This window comes from Streptomyces sp. VTCC 41912 (genome assembly GCF_045799175.1).
Taxonomy (GTDB): Bacteria; Actinomycetota; Actinomycetes; order Streptomycetales; family Streptomycetaceae; genus Streptomyces; species Streptomyces albulus_C.
This window is the reverse complement of sequence record NZ_JBJMAB010000022.1, coordinates 66,257-86,720: the sequence shown is the minus strand read 5'-3', so window position 1 is coordinate 86,720 and position 20,464 is coordinate 66,257. Positions and strand designations below refer to the sequence as shown.

The window sequence follows — 20,464 nt, the reverse complement described above, 5'->3', positions numbered from 1 at the left end:
GACGAGCTGTTGTTGAGGACGACGGTGTGACCGCCGCGGTTGCCGTCCGAAGGGCGGAGGCGGTCCGGTAGCGGCAACGGCGGCCGGCTCCACGGCGGCACCGGCAGGCCGACGCCGGCTCCGTCCACCGGCCTTCCCCGCGATCGGACTCAGCCGCCGGCCACGTCCCCGTTCCCACCCCGGTGGCCGGGCGGGTCCGCGAGGGCGTCCCGTACGAGTCGGAGGGGGTGGCGCGCGGCGTGGTGCGTGGTGTGGGCGATCTGCTGGCGGCAGGAGACGCCGGTGGCCGCGACGGCGGTGGTCGGGGGCTCGGCGGCGAGCGCCGGGACGAGGCGGTCGCGGGCGATGCGCAGCGACAGGTCGTAGTGCTCGGCCTCGAAGCCGAAGGAGCCGGCCATTCCGCAGCAGCCGGCGTCCAGTTCGGTGACCCGGGCGCCGGGGATGCGGCGCAGCAGGGCCACCGTGGCGGCGGTGCCGACCTCCGCCTTCTGGTGGCAGTGCCCGTGGTAGACGATGCGCCGACCGGCGTAGGGGGTGTCGTGGCGCAGGTGGAGCCGCCCGGCGTCGATCGCCTCGGTGAGCAGTTCCTCGGTCTGCCGGACGCGTGCGGCGACCTGGCGGACCTCCGGGGCTGCACATCAGGCACAGGTCGAGGACCTCGTGCAGGCGGTCGTCCCCGAGCGCGGCCCTGGGGTCGGGCGCGGACAGCGCTTTGACGAGGGCGCCGGCGCGTCCCCGGGTGGCGTGCTGCTCCTCACGGGTCGCGATATAGGACGGGCACATGGTGCCGTGCGCGTCCTTGCGGCACAGTCCGATGTTCATGCACCGGTCGGCGGTGCCGCGCATCCCACCGGTGTCGGCGAAGTCCAGGCGGGTGCGCAGTCCGGGAGCGGGGGCAGGGCGGGGTCGCGCAGGTGGTCGGTCATCGGCCCGGCGTCGACGATCTTGCCGGGGTTGAGTCGGGCGTCGGGGTCGAAGAGGCGTTTCACCGCGCGCATCGCGTCGTAGAGCTCGTCGCCGAACAGCCGGCGGTTGAACTCGCTGCGGGCCAGCCCGTCGCCGTGTTCGCTGGAGTTGGCTCCGCCGTACTCCGCGGCGAGGTCGCGGACCTCCTCGGCGACGGCGCGCAGCGCGGCGACCCGTGCGGGGTCGGTGAGGTCGACGAACGGGCGGATGTGCAGGCAGCCGACCCGGGACGGCCCCGCGCCTCCCGCTCCTCCAGGCGTTCGCCCCGTACGCGCTGCTCGTCGTGGCGTTCGCGCTGGTGTCGGTGGACGGCCCGGTGGCCCGCTTCGTCGCGGCGCGCGGCACCTCGTTCCCCTGGCCGGGACTCGACGTCCGCACCGCCGACGGAACGCTGCCCAAGGCGGCGGTCTACGACCTCAACTGGCTCGGAACGGGCGGCACGGTGCTGCTGGCCGTCGGCGTGCTCACGGTCCTGATCCTGCGGGTCCGGCCCGGCCGCGCGCTGCGCGCCTACGGTGAGGCGTGCGTCCAGATCCGGTGGGCCGCGCCGTCCATCGGCTGCGTCCTGGCCCTGTCCTACGTCATGAACCTCTCCGGCATGGCCGTCTCCCTGGGTGCCTGGCTGGCCGGGACGGGCGGTGCGTTCGCGCTGCTGTCGGGGTTCCTGGGCTGGTTCGGGGTGGCGCTGACCGGGTCGGACACCTCGTCCAACGCCCTGTTCGGCGCGATGCAGGTCGCCGCGGCCCACCGGGTCGGCATGGACGGCCTGTTGGCCGCGGCGACGAACAGCACCGGCGGCGTACAGGGCAAGGCCGAGGCCATGCAGAACCTCGCGATCGCCTCAGGCGCGGTGGGACTGACGGGCCGGGAGGGCGAGATCCTGCGGAAGGTGATCGGCTGGAGCCTGTGCGTCCTGGCGGCGCTCTGCCTGGTGGCCTGGGCGCAGACGACACCGTTGCTGGACTGGATGGTGGTGGGCCGGTGACCGCACGCACCGCCGGGAGAGCTTCGACCCTCGGTAGCCTTTCTCCTCATGACGCGTGCTTGGATCCTGCCGGTGTTGTTGGTGCTCTGCGGCTCGGTCATCGCGACCGGGCAGTTCCTCAGCGGGTCTCCCGTCGCGGCCGCAGCACTGCTGTTGCTGTTCGTGCTGCTCGCAGCGGTGAACTCGCCGCTGGCCTTTCCCAGGTCGACCGGTGCCTCGGACGCACAGCGCCGTAGCGTGGCCGATGGCCGGCCGATCGTCTACTGGCGTCCGGGCTGCACGTACTGTCTCCGCCTGCGCCTCCGCTTGGGCCGCCACGCCCGCCAGCTGCATTGGGTCAACATCTGGCGTGATCCGGCGGGAGCGGCAACGGTGCGGGCGGCCAACGACGGCAACGAGACCGTGCCGACCGTCGTCGTGGCCGGCCGGCCGCACACCAACCCCGATCCCGCGTGGGTGCGTGAACAGCTCTCCCGCCCCGCGTGAACAAGAGCGGTGCCCCAGTCGAGGGCGACGGCGGACGGCGCACGGTGCGTCACCTCCGAGCGACGCGCCACATCTGCACCAGGCAGTCCTGGTCCTCGCCCTTGAGTTCCTCGGCATGACCGAGTGGTGTCTCCAAGGCGGCTGAAGAACCCGTGAGCGGCGAGGCGTAAGGGCCGTTCCCGGGGTTGAAGATCCAGTGCCATCGCGTTCTGTACGTCCCGGGCGACGGCAGGATCAGGGGGATCTCTCGCATCCCGTCGGCGCTGACCTCGATGCCGAGATCAGCGGTGGGAAGCTCCACGTCCGCCTCCGCCTGGCCGGACCACGGAGCAGGCCCCGTCGAGGGCGCCGTTGACCAGCTCTCCAGCCGTAGGGAGGCCCGGACGACTTGCGAGGGGACCTGTAGACGGACCATGCCGGGCGCCGAGACCAGCCACCTCGAAAAGTCCGCGTTCGGAGTGTGGGTGTCCGCACTGGTGTCGACCAGCCCGAAAGTGCGGTAGTTCGGGGAGACCGTGGTCTCGAACGCGTCCAGGAGCCTGCTCAACTGCGCACCTCTCAGGGCTGGTCGGGGTGGCGCGAAACCTGACAACACCGCAGAGGTCGAGGGGCGGGGCCTTCGTGCCACGCATACACCGCATCCCGCTCCGACCACCCGAGCCGGATGGCGACCGGGGGCCCGTCAGCAGGTCAGCCGGTGGGTGTGCCGACCTGATCGCGTTCGAGCGTGCCGCGCAGGGTCGACATGGCCCGCGCGACTGCCGACAGGGCGGGGGCGTCCAGGGCGCCTCCGAGGAGTTCGGCCAGGCCGCCTGTGACGGTCCGTTCCGACTCCTCGACGAGCCGCGCGCCGTCGTCGGTCAGGGCCACCAGGGAGGACCTGCGGTCCGCGGGGTTCGGCCGACGGGCGGCCCACCCCTGCTTCTCCAGGCGGTCGATGCCCTTGCTGGTCGCCCCGACGCCGATGGCGAACTCGGCGGCGAGGTCCGCCACCCGACACCCGGGGTGGTCGCGCAGGTAGCTCAGGAACTCGTACTGCGAGGTGACGATCCCGTGCCGCTCGCGGAGACGGTCGTTGAGGGCGTTGTACAGGCGCGTCTCGCACCGGACCAGGTCGGCGAACAGTCCGGAGAAGTCAGCTGCGGCGCGCTCTCCGCTCGATGTATATTCCATGGCATATAGTGTACAGGAAGCTACTTCTGGCAGGAGTCTGTCCATGAGCAGGGAACAGCGCACCCGAGTCGACGAGATCCTCCGGCAGCCAGGCGCCGGGGGACCCCGGTCGGTCGAGGAACTCCGCGCCGGATTCCGGCGGTTGATGGCCCAGATGATCGTGCCCCACAGCAGCATCCGCACCGCGCCGACGACGCTCGGCGACCGGCCCGCGCTGCGCGTCGAGCCGAGGAGGGCGCCGGACCGAGGGACGGACGCGGGCCCCGACGCCGGGACGATCCTGTACTTCCACGGCGGCGGCTGGGTCTTCGGCTCGCCCGAGACCACCCTCTCGCTGACCGGGAACCTCGTCGCCAGGACCGGCCTCGGCGCGTACTCGCTGGACTACCGGCTCGCCCCCGAACACCCCTTCCCGGCCGCGATCGAGGACGGCCTGAGCGCCTACCGGGCCCTCCTCGACCGCGGCGAGGACCCCTCGGCCATCGTCGTCGCGGGCGACTCCGCCGGCGGCGGCCTCGCCGTCACCACCTGCCTCGCCGCCCGGGACGCGGGCCTTCCGCTGCCCGCCGCCCTCCTCGCCTTCTCCCCGGGCACCGACGCCACCCGGACCGGCGCAAGCATGGACACCAAGGAAGACCTCGACCCGATCTTCACCCGCGCGGCCCTCGAACACACCGGAGCCATGTACCTCGCCGGCGCCGACCCGCGCCAGCCCCTGCTGAGCCCGGCCGTCCACGCCGACCTGACGGGCCTTCCCCCGATGCTGATCCAAGTCGGCACCAACGAGATGCTGCTGGACGACTCCACCCGCCTGGCCGCACGGGCGAGCGCGGCGGGCGTGGACGTCATCCTCGACGTCACCGCCGACGTGCCGCACGTGTTCCAGTCGTTCGCCGGCGTCCTCGACGAGGCCGAAGAGGCGTTGGACCGGGCCGCCCTCTTCCTGCGTCAGCGGATCAGGGGCGGAGGCGGCCCGCGGACGTCGGTCGGGTAGGGGCGCCGGTCGACGGGTGTTCGGGGCGGGTTGGGGGAGGGGAGCCAGGAAGCCGACTTCCAGGCCGACCATGGCGGTGAGGGAGGGATCCCCTCCGCCGAAGCCGAAGCCGAAGCCGAAGCCGAAGCCCGAAGCCCGTCCGCCGTGCGCGCGTCACCCGTGTTGCCTGAGGCAGCTCCTCATCTACGCGGTGGGGAGGACCTGGGGAAGCGCCTTGGAGAACATCTCGTACGCATCCAACAGACTTTGCCGCTGCTCAAGCCAACGCTGGTGCAAGGCCGAGTCGATGTCCGCAACGTGCGCAGGGCTGCGCCGGAGGGCGTCTATCGCCTTGAGGGCCGTTTCGAGTCGCCGGAGGGCCGCACCCGAGATCTCCTCAAGCTCCGTCACCTGACACACCACCACGTTGTCGAAGTGCCCCCTCAGCACCTCCCCTTCCGCTCTCCGCAGTTTGTCGCGCACTTCGGTCAGCGCCCGTCTGTTGCGAAGGGCGTACATCAACTCATCGAGCGCATCGACGGCCTCCCCGAGCTTCACCTGGAAGGCGAGGCAGCTCTGCCGGCGCCATTCGTCATGCTGGAGACGCCTCTCCTCCGTCTTCCCCTGCTTGTCCAACTCGCCTTGCTGAAGCAGCTGAACACGAGCCCCGCGCGCTGCCAGCCCTGCCCCCGCAGCAGCACCTGCCGCACTCGCGAATCCCGCCAAGCCAGCGGCCCAGACCGCGGCGACCCCCTGATCCATGCACAGGATTTTGCCGTGTCGGTTGCGGGAACGGAAGCGAGTCGCGACCGACGGCCCCCGCAGATCAGGATGAGCCTGCGCTGAGAGGCGGCCAGTCAGTTGGCGGTCGAGGTGCCGATGCCGTGCAGCAGGGTCTCGACGACGCGGGTGGCGAGGGCGTCCAGGGCGGCGTCGGTGTCCGGGGCCTGGGAGGCGGCCTCGTGGATCAGGGCGTAGTAGACGCGCCGCGCCCAGTCCAGATCGGTGTCGGGCGGGAGCACGCCGGCGTCGCGCAGGCGGACGAAGAGCTGCGCGCACTGAGCGAGTACGTCGGCGTGGACGCGGGCGACCTCGGGGGCATCGGTGGGCAGGGCGCCCATGGCGAAGCCCCATCCGGTCTTCACGCGGAGCACGTTCGCGGTGACCTGGTAGAGCGCGACGGCGGGCGGGGCGGTCTGTGGCCGGGCGGCCTCGACGGCTTCGTGGAACCGCTGCGTCGCCCATGCGGCGAGCGCCGTGATCAATGCCTCCCGGGACGCGAACCGCCGGTGCACGGTGGTCCGTGCGACGCCTGCGGCCTCGGCGATCTGCTCCATCGTGGCCGCCGGGTTGGCGGACAGCACCCGCTCGGCGGCTTCGAGGATCGCGCGCACGGTCCGTTCGGTGTCGGCGCGCAGCGGTTTCGGGGAGGCGGGCAGCGCCATGGCGGGTCCTTCCGGGAGAACGGCAACCGCAAGGGTACGTCAGAGAGGCAACTCGACCAAGACTTGCAACATCGATGACGCATATTCTAGCTTCTCTGCATCATAAAAGACGCGATCGGCGATGGAGGAGCACCATGGATCTGCAGTTGAACGGCAAGACCGCTCTGGTCACGGGCGCCAGCCGGGGTATCGGGCTGGCCGTCGTCCACGCCCTGGCAGCCGAAGGCGTGCGCGTGGTCGCCGCCGCCCGCACCCCCACCCCGGAACTGGCGGCGGCCGGCGCGATACCGGTGGCGGCCGACCTGTCCGACCCCGCCGCGGCCGCACGCCTGGTCACCGAGGCCGTCGCCGAACTGGGCGGCCTCGACATCCTGGTCAACAACGTCGGCGGCGGAGACGGCGGCCTCAGTGGCGGCTTCCTGGACCTGACCGACGCCCAGTGGGAGCAGGTGGTGGACCTGAACTTCTTCGCCACCGTCCGCGTCACCCGCGCCGCCCTGCCCGCCCTGGCGGCCGCCCGCGGTGCGATCGTCAACGTGTCGTCGATCGGGGCCCGCGTCCCGCACGGCGGCCCCGTCGCCTACACCACCGCCAAGGCGGCGCTCACCGCGTTCGGCAAGGCCCTGGCCGAGGAGTTCGGCCCGCAGGGGGTGCGGGTGAACACCGTCTCCCCGGGGCCGGTCCGCACTGACATGTGGGAGAGCCCGACCGGCTACGGCGCCGAACTCGCCACCGCCATGAACATCCCCCACGCCGACCTCCTGGCCGGACTGCCGGCCGCGATGGGCATGCTCATCAACCGCCTCGTCGAACCCGACGAGGTCGCCTCCCTCGTCGCCTACCTGGCCTCGCCCCGAGCCGCCGCCACCACCGGCACCGACCACCTCATCGATGGCGGAGCCGTCAAAACCGCCTAGGAAACGCCCTGTTCACCCTGGCTTGCCGCACAGGAACGAAGGGCCGGGCCCAGACGGTGCGCGGGCGCGTGGAGTACACCGTCTCCTGGCCTCCAGGGTGTCGACGCCTTGCATCGCCGCTACGCTCGCCGGCCCCGAGCACTTCCTCGCGGCTGGGATGGCACGTTCTGCTGGGGCGCTCTCACCGGGCGCCGCCACTCCACGGGTTGGTGTATTTGGCGCCGTGGGCCTTGGGTGCTCTGCCGCGTCTACCGCGTCTGCCCGTTGGCTCGGCCGTGGGTGCGTCGTCCCGAATGAGGCTCCTGGCGGGCCTGCTGACGGCAAGACAGGTGTGGTGACCCCGGCCCACCCCCGTGGGGGCCGGGGTGATGCTGATCCTCTGTGGACGAGGGGGGTTCTGTCAATTAATTGGTGATCGATCTAGCCAACCCCTCGCCTTTTGACCGACTTGCCTCATTTGCGAGAGATGCTATTTCCAATTAATTGGAGACGCGGCTGCCGAGGCGCGTATCAGCTCGCCTAGGATCCAGACCGTGTCGATACGAAAGCGGGAGTAGGAGTGCAACCACCCGAGCAAGGGGGCGCGGCCGAACGGTTCGCTCAGCGGTTCAACCGCTTGAACGAGTCGATCTACCCCGCGACGCAGGCGAGGCCGTACACCGAACAGGAAATCGCAGACCAGATCCAGATGTCGGTCAGTCAGGTCAACAACCTGCGCAACGGCAGATCCGTGCCGCGCGGCGACCGGGCCATGCGGCTCGCCGCCCTCTACGGGGTTCGGCTCGACTACTTCTTCCTCCCGGACGACGCCGAGTACGTCAGGGAAGTGGAGCAGCATCTCCTCGCCATCGACGTGGAACGTCGCGGACTCCCTCAGATGCGAGCCAACCGGACGGCCGGCTCCGGCGGTGGCGCCGCCAGTGGTGCAGAGAGTCCGCTTGACGACGAGGTTCGGCACATCGCCGAGGGGTTGGCCGAACTGCCCAGTGAATTCCGCGACGTGGTCGGTACGCTCGTCGACACGCTGCGCGAGCGCATGGGCCTGCAACCCCGCGGCAGGAGATCACGGTGAATCGGCCCGAAGTTGTGACGACGTGGCAGATACCAGAGGGTTGGGCTGGCGACATGGGAATCCGGGCCGAGCGACAGCGAGTGAGGAAGATCCTTCGCGATCTCGGACTACCCGCTCACCCCACCCTTCAGGAACTCTGCTCCGCCTACGAGCAGCGAACGGGGCGCACCCTGCACCTCATCGAACGCGAGGTCCGTCCCGGCGAGCCCTCGGGTGAGTACGAGCAGTATCTGGGCGAGGACCGCATCTACTACCCGAAGGGCACCAGCCTGGCGCACCAGGCCCTGGTGAAGTGCCATGAACTCGCCCACCTCCTCCTGCACCATGCGCCCCGTCACAACGCCATCGACCCGGACGTCGTCCGGCGGGTCCTCGGGCGCTCCCACTACGCGGATCCGGCCGAACACGAAGCCGAAACGGTCGGCACGCTCCTGTACTTGGAGCTGAACCTCGAACCGGAGGACGGGGCGGCGGCGCACATCGCGCCCGCGCTGATCCACCGGGAAGGGCGCCATGCCTAGCAAAGAGACCGCCTACGACCTCGCGTACACGGTCGTGGGCCTGAGCCTCTACCTCCTGGCCCTCTACAAGGGGCGCGCCTGGCTCAGCGAACGGATCCCGAGCCTGCTCCTCATGACGGGGGCCGCACTGTCCGCCGGTAGCGGCTTCCTGGTGGCGGCGCCGCACAACTACCGGCTGATCGACCAGCTCGCGGGGGTCTCGAACCTCGCCACGTACGTCGTCTACAGCGCTATCACCGTGTGCTGCGCCTTCTACCTCCTGATCGTGATGCTCTGGAAGGGCGCATCCGCCAATGGGGGCAGCTCCGCCACCTCTGAAGTCCGTAGGCAGGCGGAAATCGATCGCCTCCGCCGCGCCGCCCGTTGGGTCGCGCCCCTCTACGCCGTCATCCTCATGCTGATGACGGTTCTCTTCTTCACCGTAGAGCTGCCGACCGGCGAAAGACCGCTGGACTTCGACACCACCTACGCCGAGCAACCCACCATCACGGCATTCCTGATGATCTATCAGGCGGGTTACGGGCTCGGTATCTGGTCGATGGCCTACTTCGCGTGGCGGCACTCCCGCCGGATGACGGACCGGCTGCTCCGCACCAGTCTCACCTGTACGGCGATCGGCTGCGTCTTCGTCGCCATGTACGGCGTCTTGAAGATCATCGCCATTGTCGGCGTCAACGCCGGACTTCCCTCAATGGAGCCCATCAGCAACACCCTTGCCCCCGCGGCCGCTTCGGTGGGCGGCGACATCGTCCTGTACGGATGGGTGTACAGCGCGCTGAAGGCGCGCCGCCACCGCAACCAGGAGTTCCACGCGCTGGAGATACTCTGGAGGACGGTGACGCGGATCGACCCCGGCCTCATCCTGAAGAACCGGGTGCCGCGCTCGGAGTGGGGTCAGCAGGTCATGGCGGTCCGACGGGCCGGAGAGATCCGTGACGGTCAACTGTCCTTGCGCCCATGGGTCTCTCCCGACGTGGTGGACACGGCCAGGCGCATCGCGGAAGACGAGGACCTCCGGCCGTCACAACGCGAAGCGCTGGCGGCTGCCGCGGCGCTCCGAGCGGCGCTGCGGGCCAGGGAGGAGGGGACCGTCCCCTCCCCGGCGTGCGACCATCTCCCGGGCATAGAGGTCCCCCCGCACGCCGAGCGGCAACACCTCATCATGGTCGGGAAATACCTCCACAGCGCACTCGTCGACAAGGTCCTGGCCGCCTCCCCATGAAGCGCACACGACGGAATGACGAGATGCGCCCAATGAGCGAAAAAGCCGGGTGACGTTCAGTGCCATGGACAATTGAGGAAGCGCAGGAAGCCCAAGCGGCCTACCGGGAAATGGCGCTCACGCACTTCCCCGGCGATGTGAAGCTCGGACTGAACCTCGGCTTCTACCGCACCTTCGCCGTCCCCTCCATCGCCCGCGTGCTGGCCGGCACGGGAAAGCTGACCAAGCAGCCGCGCGTTCGGGCGAAGGCCACCGGCGAGCTCATGTACACCCTCATCGAGCACGGACTGGACACCGGCGAGGGGGAAGCGGCAGTACAAAAGCTGATCCGGCTTCACTCCGGTCTTGCCGTCTCCAACGAGGACTTCGTCTACGTACTGGCAGCCTTCTGCATCACGCCCGTCCGCTGGATCGACACCCACGGTTGGCGTCGAACGAGCCAGGCCGAGAAGAGAGCGACCCACACGTTCTACTCACTCCTGGCCGAGCGGATGGGCATCACGGACGTCCCCGACTCCTTCGAGGAGTTCACCGCGTGGATGGACGCATTCGAGGTCAGGACGTTCCGCGGCACCGCAGAAGGGCACAGCCTCGTCACAGCGACCCGGTCCCTGCTGTCCGATCGCATGCCCCGTCTCCTCTCACCGCTGGCCAACGGGATCTTCACATGCCTTCTCGGAGAGCGACTCCGCAGGACCTTTGAACTGCCGCGCCCCCGCCTGCTCGTGAGAAGTCTGGTTTCCGCCGCACTGCGGGGTCGACGCCTCCGCATGCGCCGCGCCCACACCCGCGGCCTTTCGTCTCCTCACCCACACGGCGATCCCTCGGAAGAGCCCGTGAGCACAAGGACAGCTGGCTGAGAGGCCCTGACGAAGGCGTCAGCCAGGCACCTCAAGCGACCTTGTGGGGGAGCGAGGCCAGGCGCGGCCACCGGGTGGTCCGTGCCCATCCGGCGCCATGTCAGGCACCCGTCATCGCACTGGGGGCGACTTCTGACACCGCCGCCGACGATTGGCCCGTGATCCGAGGTGCCGACCGGGAACAGCCGGCCCGGGTGGCACTGTTGCATCCACCGAGGGACCGGCGCCGCAGGGGTGGGGGACACGGAGACCACAGGTCATTCCCACCCCGGAGAAGGCCGGGCCCCAAAATCGTGGCACGCCCGCCGCGCATTCGGACTGAGACATATTTCTGCAGGAGGACTGTTACATGACTGACCGGCCCTTGACGCTCATGGCGGTGCACGCCCACCCCGACGACGAAGCCACCGGAACCGGAGGAGTCCTCGCGCGGTACGCGGCGGAGGGCATCCGCACGGTGCTCGTGACGTGTACCGACGGCGGTTGCGGTGACGGACCCGGGGGTGCCAAGCCGGGCGATCCCGGGCACGACCCGGCGGCCGTCGCCTCGATGCGCCGTCAAGAACTCCAGGCGAGCTGTGACGTCTTGAAGATCAGCGATCTGGAGATGCTGGACTACGCCGACTCGGGAATGACGGGCTGGCCGAGCAACGACGCCCCCGGATCCTTCTGGCAGACCCCCGTGGAGGAAGGCGCCGGCCGACTCGCGGAACTCATGCGGCACTACCGACCCGATGTGGTCGTCACCTACGACGAGAACGGCTTCTACGGTCACCCCGACCACATCCAGGCACACCGCATCACGATGGCGGCGTTGAAGATGACCGAGCTGACGCCGAAGGTGTACTGGACGACGATGCCCCGCTCGGGGATGCAGCGGTTCGGTGAGATCATCCGCGAGTTCCACCCGGACATGCCGGAGCCGGACCCCGCCGAGGCCGCCGCGATGGCCAACATCGGTCTCCCCGACGAGGAGATCACCACGTGGGTGGACACCACCGCGTTCAGCGGCCAGAAGTTCGACTCGCTGGCCGCGCACGCCAGTCAGGGAGAGAACATCTTCTTCCTCAAGATGGGCAAGGAGAGGTTCGGTGAGTTGATGGGCATGGAGACCTTCGTCCGCGTCCAGGACGCCACCGGCGCGGCCGTACCCGAGAACGACCTCTTCGCCGGACTGCGCTGATCCGCTCGCCCGCCCGGGGCCCGGGAAAGCCCGTCGACCGCAGGGCGCGTTCGAGGATGCTCACACACCCGGGGGCTTGTCCACGCGGGTTGCGCTCCGGCAACCCGCGACCGGGCCGGCAGGCCCTCGCCGGCAGCGCGGACAGGGGGTGCGGGCAGGCCGGCCCCGTGGTCCCTGAGCGCCGTCAGCTCCCGGCGGGTTCGTCGCGCTGCTCGTACGTCCACAGCGCCAGTTGCGTGCGCGAGGTGAGCCCGAGCTTGCCCAGGATGCGTTCGACGTGGTTCTCCGCGGTGCGCTGCGCGATCGTCAGGCGCGCCGCGATGTCCTTGTTGGTCAGGCCCTCGGCGACCAACTCCGCGACCTGGCTCTCGCGCCGCGTCAACCCCGGCACCGCCCCGGCCGCATCATCCAGAACGTAGGCCATCGCCTCCTCCACGGTGGCGCGCGCCCCGCGGCGGAACTCCCGGTCGAAGGCCGCGGCGGACAACGCCTCCCGTACCGCGGCCTCGAAGCGCAGATGCTGCGCGCGCATGAACGGCACCGAGCCCAGCCGCCCGCCCAGCGACTCCCACAACAGGTGCAGCACGCCCAGGAGCCGGGCCGCGCGCCGCGGGGCGTCCTGGGTGCTCCAGGCGATGACCTCCACACACATGGCCAGGCCCCACCAGTCCTGGAACGGGCGCAGCCGGGCGACGGCCGCCCTGGCGTGTGCGATCGCGTCGGCGGGCGCGCCCGCCCGCCGGGCCAGCAGGGCGCGGGCGAGCAGAGCCATGCCGTACAGCCAGGACTCGTCGTGCGCGCGGGCAGCCGCCTCGACCTCGTCGCACGCCTCGTCGGCCGCGGCGACGTCACCTCCGTAGGCGTGCGCGAGGGCGAACTTGACCCGGCATTCGAGGGCCGCGTCCAGGCAGTCCTGCGCGCGGAACTCGGTGCGCGCCCGCGCGAACAGCTCGGCGGCGCTCGCGAAGTCCTCGCGCCACACGGCGAGGATCCCCTGGTGGTGCGACACCCAGGCCGACTCCCGCCGATGGCCGCCCCGCCTGGCCGCGGCCTCGCACCCGGCGAGCGCACGCCGCACATCGGCGTCCGGGTCGCCCTGCAGGATGCCCAGGTACGTCTCGGTGACGAGGGCGTGCACGCGGACGGCGGGATCCGGGCCGGCCGCGTCGTCGTCGCCGTCGTCCTCCGGATCGTCGGCGGCGAGCAACTGCGACAGCCAGCGGCGGCCCTCGGACAGCAGACCCGCGGTCATCCAGTAGTGCCGGGGCGACACGGCCAGGGCCAGACCGGCCCGCGCCTGCCCGGGCCGTTCCAGACAGAACTCCAGGGCCGCGCGCAGGTTCGGATGTTCCAGGCGCAGCCGCGTGAACCAGTCGACCTGCCGGGGCCCGAACCACTCCCGCCCGGCCCGAGCGGTCAGTTCCGCGTACCGGTCGCGATGCCGGCCGCGCAGCGCGTCGAGCGAGCCGGACGCGGCCAGCCGCTCGTGCCCGTACTCCCGTACCGTCTCCAGCATGTGATAGCGCGAACGTCCCTGCTCCTGGCGGCAGTTGACGATCGACCTGGCGACAAGGGCATCGAGGGTGTCGAGCAGGGCGGCGGGCGGCAGCTCGGCGTCCGTGCAGACCCGTTCGAGGCTCTCCAGGTCGAAGCCGCCGCGGAACACCGAGGCCCGCGCCCACAGCAGCCGCTCGCGCCCCGTGCACAGCTCGTGGCTCCAGTCGATCAGCGCGCGCAAGGTGCGCTGCCGGTCGGCGGCGACGCGGCTGCCCCCGGTCAGCAGCGCGAACCGGTCCGTGAGCCGCTCCAGGATCTCCTGCGGCGTCAGGCTCCGGACGCGGGCCGCCGCCAGCTCGATCGCGAAGGGCAGCCCGTCCAGCCGGCGCACGAGCTCGACGACGGCAGCGGCGTCGGACTCGGACACGGCGAAGCCCGGCAGCACGGCGGCGGCCCGATCGGCGAACAGCGCGACGGCCGGATTGCCGCTCACCGCGCGCCCGCCGCCGTGACCCGCGTCCGCGTCCGGCACCGGCAACGGCTCCACGGAGAAGACCTGCTCGCCCGCGATGCCGAGCGGCTGCCGGCTGGTCGCCAGGACGCGCAGCCCGGGCGCGCCCCGCAGCAGCGCGTCGGCGAGACGGGCGCACGCCTCGATCAGGTGCTCGCAGTTGTCCAGGACCAACAGGGCGCGCCGCTCGCGCAGCCGGGCGGTGAGGACGGCCGTCGCGTCGGCGCCGGGGTGCGCCGGGGGCGCCGTGTCGAGGATGCCGAGGACGCTCGGTGCGAGCAACTCGGGGTCCTGTAGGTCGGCGAGTTCGGCGATGTGCACGCCGTCGGGGAAGGTGGAGCGCGCCGCGTTCGCCGCCACGCGCTGCGCCAGCCGGGTCTTGCCCACACCGCCGACCCCGCTGAGCGTGACCAGGCGCGCGCCGGAGAGCAGCCGGGCGATCCGGGCCGTCTCCGCCCGCCGCCCGATCAGCGGCGTCAGTTCACCGCCGAGGCCGACGAACGCCCCCGTGACCGCCCCCGTTTCCATGAGCGGTCATCTTACGGACGCACCGCGACGGCACCGGCACCGCGGACCCGCAGGAATTGAGTAGTTCTCCCGTTTCCCCCCGCGCGCACCCGCCCGAGACTCGACGACGCGGAATCGGACGATCATGTGAGGTGTGTGGTGTCGGCAGGCACGGAGGCTTGGCGGGAGCAGACCGGGCGACTGGGGGAGCGGGTGTGGACCTACCAGGGGACCCTGCCGCGCAGGCCCCTGACCGCGCTGGTCCCGCTCCTCATCTCGTTCGTCGTGCTGTGCACGCTCGCCGGCGAGCACTACGACGAGGAGCCCTCGTTCCGCCTCGCGTTCTGGGCGGTGCTCGGGGCGGGCGCGGGGTGCGTCGCCCTGTGCGTGCGGCACACCCGGATCCGGATCCGGGAGCACGCGCACGGCTTCGAACTGCGCCGGCCCGGGCGCCGCACGCTGCGGTACGCGTGGCACGAGATCGCGTCCGTCGAGTCGACCAGGGTCTCCGTCTCCATCAACCTGGCGCACTCGCACGACGTGCTCAAAACCGTGATCCGTCCGTACGCGGGCGGGCGGATCCGCATCAGGGGCCTGGACTACGTCAAGGTCCGTGAGGAGTCCGGCTTCTGGCGGCTGCTCTCGGGGGCGACCCCCGACAACGGCGCCCGCTTCGTCACGACCGCGACGCAGGCCGTCGCCGAGGCCCTCGCGCAACGCCATCTGGAGGAGCTCGGCGAGGGCGGCGCGTTGCGCTGGGGCGCCCTGACCTTCACCGGCGAAGGGCTGACGCTCGCGCCGTTCCCCGGTCCGGTGCCCTGGTCCCGGATCGCCCTCGTCTCCGCGAACCCGGGCAGCGGCGTCCGGCTCGACGTACGGGGACTCGCCGCACACGTCGGCAGCCGGGGCCTCTCGGCGTGCGCGACGAAGGCGGGCTACCGCACCGAGGGCGACCGGCTGGAGGTGTTCATGCCCGCCCGCCGCCCCGGATCGGACTACGCGGCACTGCGCATCCTGCTCGCCCACGGCCCCGCCCTGCGCGCGAGCGACACGAAGGACGCGAGCGATGACGAACGTCGGACGCGGTAGCAGGCGCGGCGGTTCAGGGCGGAACAGCCCTTCTGGCACGCGTACTTGGAGTGCCGGCCGGCGGAACGGGGGTGCGTTGACCGGGATCACCGGCACCGGCGGCGCCCGCAGTGGATGTAGACGGCACCCACCGCATCTGGTTCGACTACGAACTCGGTGAGTAGCACGGCGCGTCACGAACGGAGCCGGAGCCGGAGCCCGAGCCGGATCGAGGCGACGGAGGCGGTAGCGACGGTCGGCACAGGAAGAGACGATCTCGGCCACCGAGGAGTCCCTTGCCCGACAGTCTTCGCTCGATGAGCAGTGATCCTCCGACTCGTGTGCTTCGGCCATGACTTTCCGACAGAGGATCACCAGGGCGTCTCAGTGGTGTTCAACGGGATGCAGTGCCCGGCCGCGGCGGTGGGCGGCCGGGCGGTTGCGGGCTCGCCGTCATCGTCCTGTTGGTGCGGTGGGTCGATCGCCCGGCCGGTCCTCGCCTGCCCGGCGGTTGCAACTGCTGCCCGTAGGCCGGAGGGTGTGCTCGTCCGCGGTGCCGCCGAGCACGCCGGCCGTGCCTGAGCAGCCCGAACCGGCACTCGACCGGCTGAGGGGCGGGATTCGCCTGCTGTTTCCGCCGGGCGGTGCAGCGGTCGCTGTGCCCGGCCCCGGACGTCTCCCACGGCGAGGAGGGCGGCCCGGATGACGGGCCGGCCGCATCGCGTCGCCGCTGGCCACTGTCGCCGCACTCAAGGTAGTGTTTATCTGGCTGGATAAAAACTGCCTGGGGAGGCCGAGATGGAGACCGAGCGGACGTTGACCAACGCCGCGCGGAGGACGCAGATCGTGGCGGCGGCGATCGACACGATCGCGGAACTCGGCTACGCCAAGGCGTCGTTCGCGAAGATCACCGAACGGGCTGGGCTGAGCAGCCCGCGGATGATCTCGTACCACTTCGCCGACAAGGACGATCTGATGCACGAGATCGTCCGGGAGGTGTTGACGGCGGGGGCGGAGTTCATCGGTGCCCGCATGGCGGTCGAGGAGACGGTGGCGGGCAAGCTGCGCGCCTACCTGGAGGCCAACCTGCGGTTCCTGCGCGCGCACCCGCGTCAGATGGTGGCGCTCACCGAGATCGGACCGCATGTGCGTGATCCGGGTGGAGCGCCGTACACGTCGCAGAGCGCGCAGGAACCGAGCGTGCGCGGGCTGACGGAGCTGCTGACGGCTGGTCAACGCAGCGGCGAGTTCCGGGACTTCGACGTCCCTTCGATGGCGGTGATGATCCGTGGTGCCGTCGACGCCGCCGCCCAGCGACTGCGCGGGGAGCCGGGGCTGGACTTCGACGCCTACGCCCGCGAAGTGGTCACCGCGTTCGAACTGGCCACCCGGTCCGGCTGACCCCTACGCCCATACGCCCACCCCAGACACCCACCCCAGACACCCACCCCGCGAATCCACGCTCGAAAGGCTGTGTTGTGACAGAGAGCCCAGGCACGCTGCGTCCCGCACGGGCCGGCGGTGGTTTACCTCGTGTGCTGCTGGTCCATGTGATCGTTCCGCTCGTCCTCTTCTACGGTCTGCGCTGGCTGGGGGTGAACCAGTTCCTCGCGCTGCTGGCCGGCGCCGTGATCCCGGTAGCCGGTGCGGTCCGCGGCATCGTCTGCGAACGCAGGATCGGCGGGTTGCAGCTCTTCATGCTCGGCACGATGGGCCTGACGGTCGCGATGTCGTTCGTCACCGGAAGTCCGCGGCTGATGCTGATCCGCAACGGCTGGGGCATGGCCGCGATCGGCGTGTGGATGCTGTGCACGTTGCCGGCCCCCAGGCCGTTCCTCTACGAAGCGACCAGGATCGTCGTGGACGAGGACAGGCAGCGGACGTTGGAAGCCAACTGGGACCGGTATCCGGCGTTCCGCCGCATGTTGCGGATCTGCAGCGCCTTCTGGGCAGTCGCCTGTCTGAGCGACAGCGCCGTGCGGGTCGTCCTGGCGATGACCCTGCCAGTCGACCTCGTGCCCGCTCTCGACGAGGTGTTGCTGGGCATCACCGTCCTGGCGATCCTGGCCTTCCAACGGTTCTTCGGACGCTCCTACCTGCGCCGCAACGGGCTCCGCAGCCGCGGCCTGACGATCACTCCCCTCGCCGCCACCGGGCAATCGGCATGACGGGTGGTCAGAGCGGTGGCGCGGTCGCGCTGATCACCGGCGGCGCCTCGGGCATCGGAGCCGCCACCGCCCGACGGCTGGCCGGCCATGGCTGGCGGGTGGTCGTCGCCGACCTCGACACCACCGGCGGCAGGGCTGTCGCCGAGGAGTGCGGTGGACTCTTCGTCGCCACCGATGTCGCCTCGCCCGACGACAACGAGCGCGCCGTGGCGTACACCGTCGAGGAGTTCGGCCGACTGGACGCGGCCGTGCTCAACGCCGCCATCGCCTGCCGTTGCGGACTCGACGACTTCACGCCCCAACGCTACCGGGACACCCTGCGCACCGATCTGGACGGCGTCGTCTACGGTCTGCACGCCGTGCTGCGCCGGATGCGGGAGCAGGGCGGCGGGCGCATCGTCGTCACCGGCAGCATCGCGGGACTGACCGGCTCGCCCGACGTGTTCTACGCCACCGCCAAGCACGCCCTCGTCGGACTGGTCCGCTCGGCCGCCCCGCTGCTGGAGGCAGACCGCATCCGCCTCAACACCGTCTGCCCGGGACTGGTGGACACCCCCGCCGTCGCCTCGATGCGCGCCACCCTGCTCGAACACGGACTGCTGCTCGCCGATCCGGACGAGGTCGCCGCCGCCATCGAGACGGTCCTCGCCGACGAACGCACCGGCCACGCGTGGTCCGTCCAGGCAGGCCGAACGGCCGAGCCCATCGAACTTCCCGTGTTCCCGCTCGCATCCCGCTGAAGAGCAACCCAGGCACCCAACTCGGCGCCACCACGACTGGGGGCCGACCCGCGTGACCCCGGGTTGCTGACAGCGCATCGGGCAGCTCACCGAGCAGTTCACTGAGCAGTTCACCGAGCAGATCGGGGACTTGGACAGCTGCCTGGCCCGGCTCGTGGAACGCCACGCCACGCCCCGCAGCAGCTCGCTGCGGTCGGTACCGGGCCGGACGCGGCAAGTCGGCGACCGGGTCAGAGGGTGAGGACGAGCTTGCCCTGGAGGTGACCGGCGTCGAGCAGTCGGTGCGCGTCGGCGACGCGCTCGAACGGGAACGTCTCCTGCACGTGGACCCGGAGCCTGCCCTGTTCGACGAGTTCGACGAGACCTCGCAGGGCGACCGGATCGGGATCGACCGCGATGCCGCTGAAGCGCATGCCGGCCGCCTCGTAGGTGGCGGCGAGTTCCGCATCGCCCTCGACGACCGCCGTCACCAGGTGACCGCCTGGGCGGAGCACGTGGAGCGACCGCTTGGCGGTGTCGCCGCCGATCGTGTCGAGGACGACGTCGATGTCGCGGACCGCCTCGGTGAAGTCGACCGTCGTGTAGTCGATCACCTCGTCGGCACCGAAGCCCTCGACGAACTTCCGCTTGCTGCCGCTGGCGGTCGCGATCACGTGCGCGCCGAGCGCTTTCGCGATCTGGATCGCCACGTGGCCGACCCCGCCGCCACCACCGTGGATGAGTACGCGGTCGCCTTCGCGCACGCCGGCGAGGTCGACGAGGCCCTGCCACGCCGTCAGCCCGACGATCGGCAGCGCGGATGCCTCGACGTGCGAGAGCGACGCCGGCTTGCGTACCAGGTGCAACGCCGGCGCCGATACGACCTCGGCGTATGCGTTCGCCGCCCGCGGGAACAGCGGCATCCCGAACACCTCGTCGCCGGGCCTGAACCGCCACGTCTGGGGTGCATGATCGACCACGCCGCTGATGTCCCAGCCGAGGACGAACGGCGGCCGGCCGATCAGCCGGAACTCGCCGGCGCGCAGGAGCGCTTCCAGCGGGTTCAGCCCGATCGCCTTGACGCGGACGAGGACCTCGGTCGGCAGGGGCCGGGGCTCGGGCGCGTCCACGAGGGTGAGCACCTCGGGACCGCCGAGCGTCTGCTGGGTGATGACGCGCATGACTCTCCTGGCTTTCGAAGGGGAAGGAGACCCAGGCTAGGTGTCCGATGGGAACCGGCAGGTACCTTGGGTGCCATGAGCGGTTCTGGTCCTCGTGATCCCTTGCTCGCCGACTGTCCGGCGCGCCTGGCGGTCGAGCTGATCGCCGACAAGTGGACGGTGGTCGTGCTCTCCGGCCTCAGCAAGGGCCCGGTGCGCCATGGTGAGTTGGTCGAGCTGATCGGCGGCATCTCCCGCAAGGTGCTCACCCAGACTCTCCGACGGCTCCAGGCGCACGGACTCATCCGCCGCCAGGCATACGCCGAGGCACCGCCCCGCGTCGAGTACGAACTCACTCCGCTCGGGGCGACGCTGATCGAGCCGATCCGTGTGCTGACCGAGTGGGTGAGGGCGAACGGCGACGCCGTGCTCGATGCGCTCGACGCCCACTCCGAGCCCGTGGCCAATGGACACTGCTGTTCCTAGAAACAGTGCCGGACCCGAACCCGGACCCGGCCACGTACTCGATGCCACGCAACCCTTCGGGCTCCTTGCCGCCCTAGAACTCGGGGATGGCCAGTCGCAGGCCGTTGCCTGGCGTGACAACCAACAGAGCGGCGCTACTGCTCGAAACTCCATCGGGAGCACGGTCCGAGCTACCCCTCACCTCCCACGACCTGGCCGTGGCCCAGTCGATCGCCGACCGTGCGGGGAGGCTGCGGCAGGGCCGTCTGGTCGAGACGGGGCCCGTGGCCGGCGTGCTCACCCAACCGAGGACGGCCGCCGCGCGCCAGCTTTCGGACGCCGTCCTGGGGCAGCGGCTCCGTGACTGCCCCGGGCGGTCGCCGTAGCCGGCCCGGCCTCGACCTGCCTCGGAGAGGACGGGCAGAGGCCGCATCGTCGTGCGGTCGGCAGCGCGGTGACTGGTGGCAGCGCCGACGCTACGGGCACGGCCGCTGGCGTGGGAGGGCGTGCTGCGGCCGGCCGAGGAGGCGTGCTCGGCCGTGGAGGGGTGCAGCGCACCCACGCCC

General features: G+C 70.8%; 22 protein-coding genes and 1 pseudogene. 14 read left to right on the top strand and 9 right to left on the bottom strand.

The window, feature by feature from the left end; genetic code table 11:
• Positions 1-149: 149 nt before the first annotated feature.
• From ACJ6WD_RS26725 to ACJ6WD_RS26715, 3 genes and pseudogenes are all read right to left on the bottom strand, one after another.
• Positions 150-461 (bottom strand): hypothetical protein, encoded by a 312-nt coding sequence (locus ACJ6WD_RS26725; RefSeq protein ID WP_407616671.1) that lies wholly within the window; start codon positions 459-461, stop codon positions 150-152.
• Positions 462-818: 357 nt separating this feature from the next.
• Positions 819-989, bottom strand: a complete 171-nt coding sequence (locus tag ACJ6WD_RS26720; protein ID WP_407616670.1) for a hypothetical protein — start codon at positions 987-989, stop codon at positions 819-821.
• Positions 990-1,001: 12 nt separating this feature from the next.
• Positions 1,002-1,130 (bottom strand): annotated as a pseudogene (locus ACJ6WD_RS26715) (FAD-linked oxidase C-terminal domain-containing protein); the annotation flags it as partial.
• Between the two features lie 119 nt (positions 1,131-1,249).
• On the opposite strand from ACJ6WD_RS26715, the gene ACJ6WD_RS26710 reads away from it, so the two are divergent.
• Together ACJ6WD_RS26710 and ACJ6WD_RS26705 are read left to right on the top strand one after the other, a co-directional pair.
• Positions 1,250-1,951 (top strand): L-lactate permease, encoded by a 702-nt coding sequence (locus tag ACJ6WD_RS26710; RefSeq protein WP_376436773.1) that lies wholly within the window; start codon positions 1,250-1,252, stop codon positions 1,949-1,951.
• Positions 1,952-1,999: 48 nt separating this feature from the next.
• Complete coding sequence (locus ACJ6WD_RS26705) at positions 2,000-2,437, top strand: glutaredoxin domain-containing protein (RefSeq protein ID WP_233660177.1); 438 nt, start codon at positions 2,000-2,002, stop codon at positions 2,435-2,437.
• Between the two features lie 49 nt (positions 2,438-2,486).
• On the opposite strand, the gene ACJ6WD_RS26700 is transcribed toward ACJ6WD_RS26705, so the two are convergent.
• On the bottom strand, positions 2,487-2,984 hold the full coding sequence (locus ACJ6WD_RS26700) for a hypothetical protein (RefSeq protein ID WP_331249150.1): 498 nt from the start codon (positions 2,982-2,984) through the stop codon (positions 2,487-2,489).
• Positions 2,985-3,127: 143 nt separating this feature from the next.
• Positions 3,128-3,610, bottom strand: a complete 483-nt coding sequence (locus tag ACJ6WD_RS26695) for a MarR family winged helix-turn-helix transcriptional regulator (RefSeq protein WP_233660179.1) — start codon at positions 3,608-3,610, stop codon at positions 3,128-3,130.
• A 43-nt stretch (positions 3,611-3,653) separates the two neighbouring features.
• Here ACJ6WD_RS26695 and ACJ6WD_RS26690 point away from each other — a divergent pair, with 43 nt between their 5' ends.
• Entirely contained in the window at positions 3,654-4,604 is a 951-nt protein-coding gene (locus ACJ6WD_RS26690; protein ID WP_407616669.1) for an alpha/beta hydrolase, read from the top strand.
• 183 nt (positions 4,605-4,787) lie between these two features.
• On the opposite strand, the gene ACJ6WD_RS26685 is transcribed toward ACJ6WD_RS26690, so the two are convergent.
• Together ACJ6WD_RS26685 and ACJ6WD_RS26680 are read right to left on the bottom strand one after the other, a co-directional pair.
• Complete coding sequence (locus ACJ6WD_RS26685; protein ID WP_233660181.1) at positions 4,788-5,345, bottom strand: hypothetical protein; 558 nt, start codon at positions 5,343-5,345, stop codon at positions 4,788-4,790.
• Positions 5,346-5,440: 95 nt separating this feature from the next.
• Positions 5,441-6,028 (bottom strand): TetR/AcrR family transcriptional regulator, encoded by a 588-nt coding sequence (locus tag ACJ6WD_RS26680; RefSeq protein ID WP_233660182.1) that lies wholly within the window; start codon positions 6,026-6,028, stop codon positions 5,441-5,443.
• Positions 6,029-6,162: 134 nt separating this feature from the next.
• Between ACJ6WD_RS26680 and ACJ6WD_RS26675 the strand changes: the two genes are divergently transcribed.
• From ACJ6WD_RS26675 to ACJ6WD_RS26650, 6 genes are all read left to right on the top strand, one after another.
• Positions 6,163-6,945 carry an SDR family NAD(P)-dependent oxidoreductase gene (locus ACJ6WD_RS26675; RefSeq protein WP_233660183.1) on the top strand — a complete coding sequence of 261 codons (783 nt, stop codon included), beginning with the start codon at positions 6,163-6,165 and terminating at the stop codon, positions 6,943-6,945.
• A gap of 616 nt (positions 6,946-7,561) precedes the next feature.
• Positions 7,562-8,017: a helix-turn-helix transcriptional regulator gene (locus tag ACJ6WD_RS26670; RefSeq protein ID WP_236664381.1), complete on the top strand. Its 456-nt coding sequence runs from the start codon at positions 7,562-7,564 to the stop codon at positions 8,015-8,017.
• Between the two features lie 80 nt (positions 8,018-8,097).
• Positions 8,098-8,538, top strand: a complete 441-nt coding sequence (locus ACJ6WD_RS26665; protein ID WP_051661500.1) for a hypothetical protein — start codon at positions 8,098-8,100, stop codon at positions 8,536-8,538.
• Positions 8,531-9,760: an MAB_1171c family putative transporter gene (locus ACJ6WD_RS26660; protein ID WP_233660184.1), complete on the top strand. Its 1,230-nt coding sequence runs from the start codon at positions 8,531-8,533 to the stop codon at positions 9,758-9,760. Before ACJ6WD_RS26665 ends, ACJ6WD_RS26660 begins: the two co-directional genes overlap by 8 nt.
• A gap of 110 nt (positions 9,761-9,870) precedes the next feature.
• Positions 9,871-10,620: an oxygenase MpaB family protein gene (locus ACJ6WD_RS26655; RefSeq protein ID WP_407616668.1), complete on the top strand. Its 750-nt coding sequence runs from the start codon at positions 9,871-9,873 to the stop codon at positions 10,618-10,620.
• Between the two features lie 349 nt (positions 10,621-10,969).
• On the top strand, positions 10,970-11,803 hold the full coding sequence (locus ACJ6WD_RS26650) for a PIG-L family deacetylase (protein WP_233660186.1): 834 nt from the start codon (positions 10,970-10,972) through the stop codon (positions 11,801-11,803).
• Positions 11,804-11,987: 184 nt separating this feature from the next.
• Here ACJ6WD_RS26650 and ACJ6WD_RS26645 read toward each other — a convergent pair whose 3' ends face one another.
• Positions 11,988-14,339: a LuxR C-terminal-related transcriptional regulator gene (locus ACJ6WD_RS26645; protein ID WP_407616667.1), complete on the bottom strand. Its 2,352-nt coding sequence runs from the start codon at positions 14,337-14,339 to the stop codon at positions 11,988-11,990.
• Positions 14,340-14,477: 138 nt separating this feature from the next.
• On the opposite strand from ACJ6WD_RS26645, the gene ACJ6WD_RS26640 reads away from it, so the two are divergent.
• The 4 genes from ACJ6WD_RS26640 to ACJ6WD_RS26625 all read left to right on the top strand — a co-directional run bounded on the left by ACJ6WD_RS26640 (position 14,478) and on the right by ACJ6WD_RS26625 (position 18,294).
• On the top strand, positions 14,478-15,407 hold the full coding sequence (locus ACJ6WD_RS26640; protein ID WP_407616666.1) for a hypothetical protein: 930 nt from the start codon (positions 14,478-14,480) through the stop codon (positions 15,405-15,407).
• 777 nt (positions 15,408-16,184) lie between these two features.
• Positions 16,185-16,787 (top strand): TetR/AcrR family transcriptional regulator, encoded by a 603-nt coding sequence (locus ACJ6WD_RS26635; protein ID WP_376438940.1) that lies wholly within the window; start codon positions 16,185-16,187, stop codon positions 16,785-16,787.
• A 134-nt stretch (positions 16,788-16,921) separates the two neighbouring features.
• Positions 16,922-17,554, top strand: a complete 633-nt coding sequence (locus ACJ6WD_RS26630; RefSeq protein ID WP_376438943.1) for a VC0807 family protein — start codon at positions 16,922-16,924, stop codon at positions 17,552-17,554.
• Positions 17,551-18,294, top strand: coding sequence for an SDR family NAD(P)-dependent oxidoreductase (locus tag ACJ6WD_RS26625; RefSeq protein WP_407616665.1), 744 nt, complete (start codon positions 17,551-17,553; stop codon positions 18,292-18,294). Before ACJ6WD_RS26630 ends, ACJ6WD_RS26625 begins: the two co-directional genes overlap by 4 nt.
• A gap of 230 nt (positions 18,295-18,524) precedes the next feature.
• On the opposite strand, the gene ACJ6WD_RS26620 is transcribed toward ACJ6WD_RS26625, so the two are convergent.
• On the bottom strand, positions 18,525-19,454 hold the full coding sequence (locus ACJ6WD_RS26620; protein ID WP_376436739.1) for an NADP-dependent oxidoreductase: 930 nt from the start codon (positions 19,452-19,454) through the stop codon (positions 18,525-18,527).
• A gap of 75 nt (positions 19,455-19,529) precedes the next feature.
• On the opposite strand from ACJ6WD_RS26620, the gene ACJ6WD_RS26615 reads away from it, so the two are divergent.
• Positions 19,530-19,919: a winged helix-turn-helix transcriptional regulator gene (locus ACJ6WD_RS26615; RefSeq protein ID WP_407616664.1), complete on the top strand. Its 390-nt coding sequence runs from the start codon at positions 19,530-19,532 to the stop codon at positions 19,917-19,919.
• Positions 19,920-20,464 lie beyond the last annotated feature (545 nt).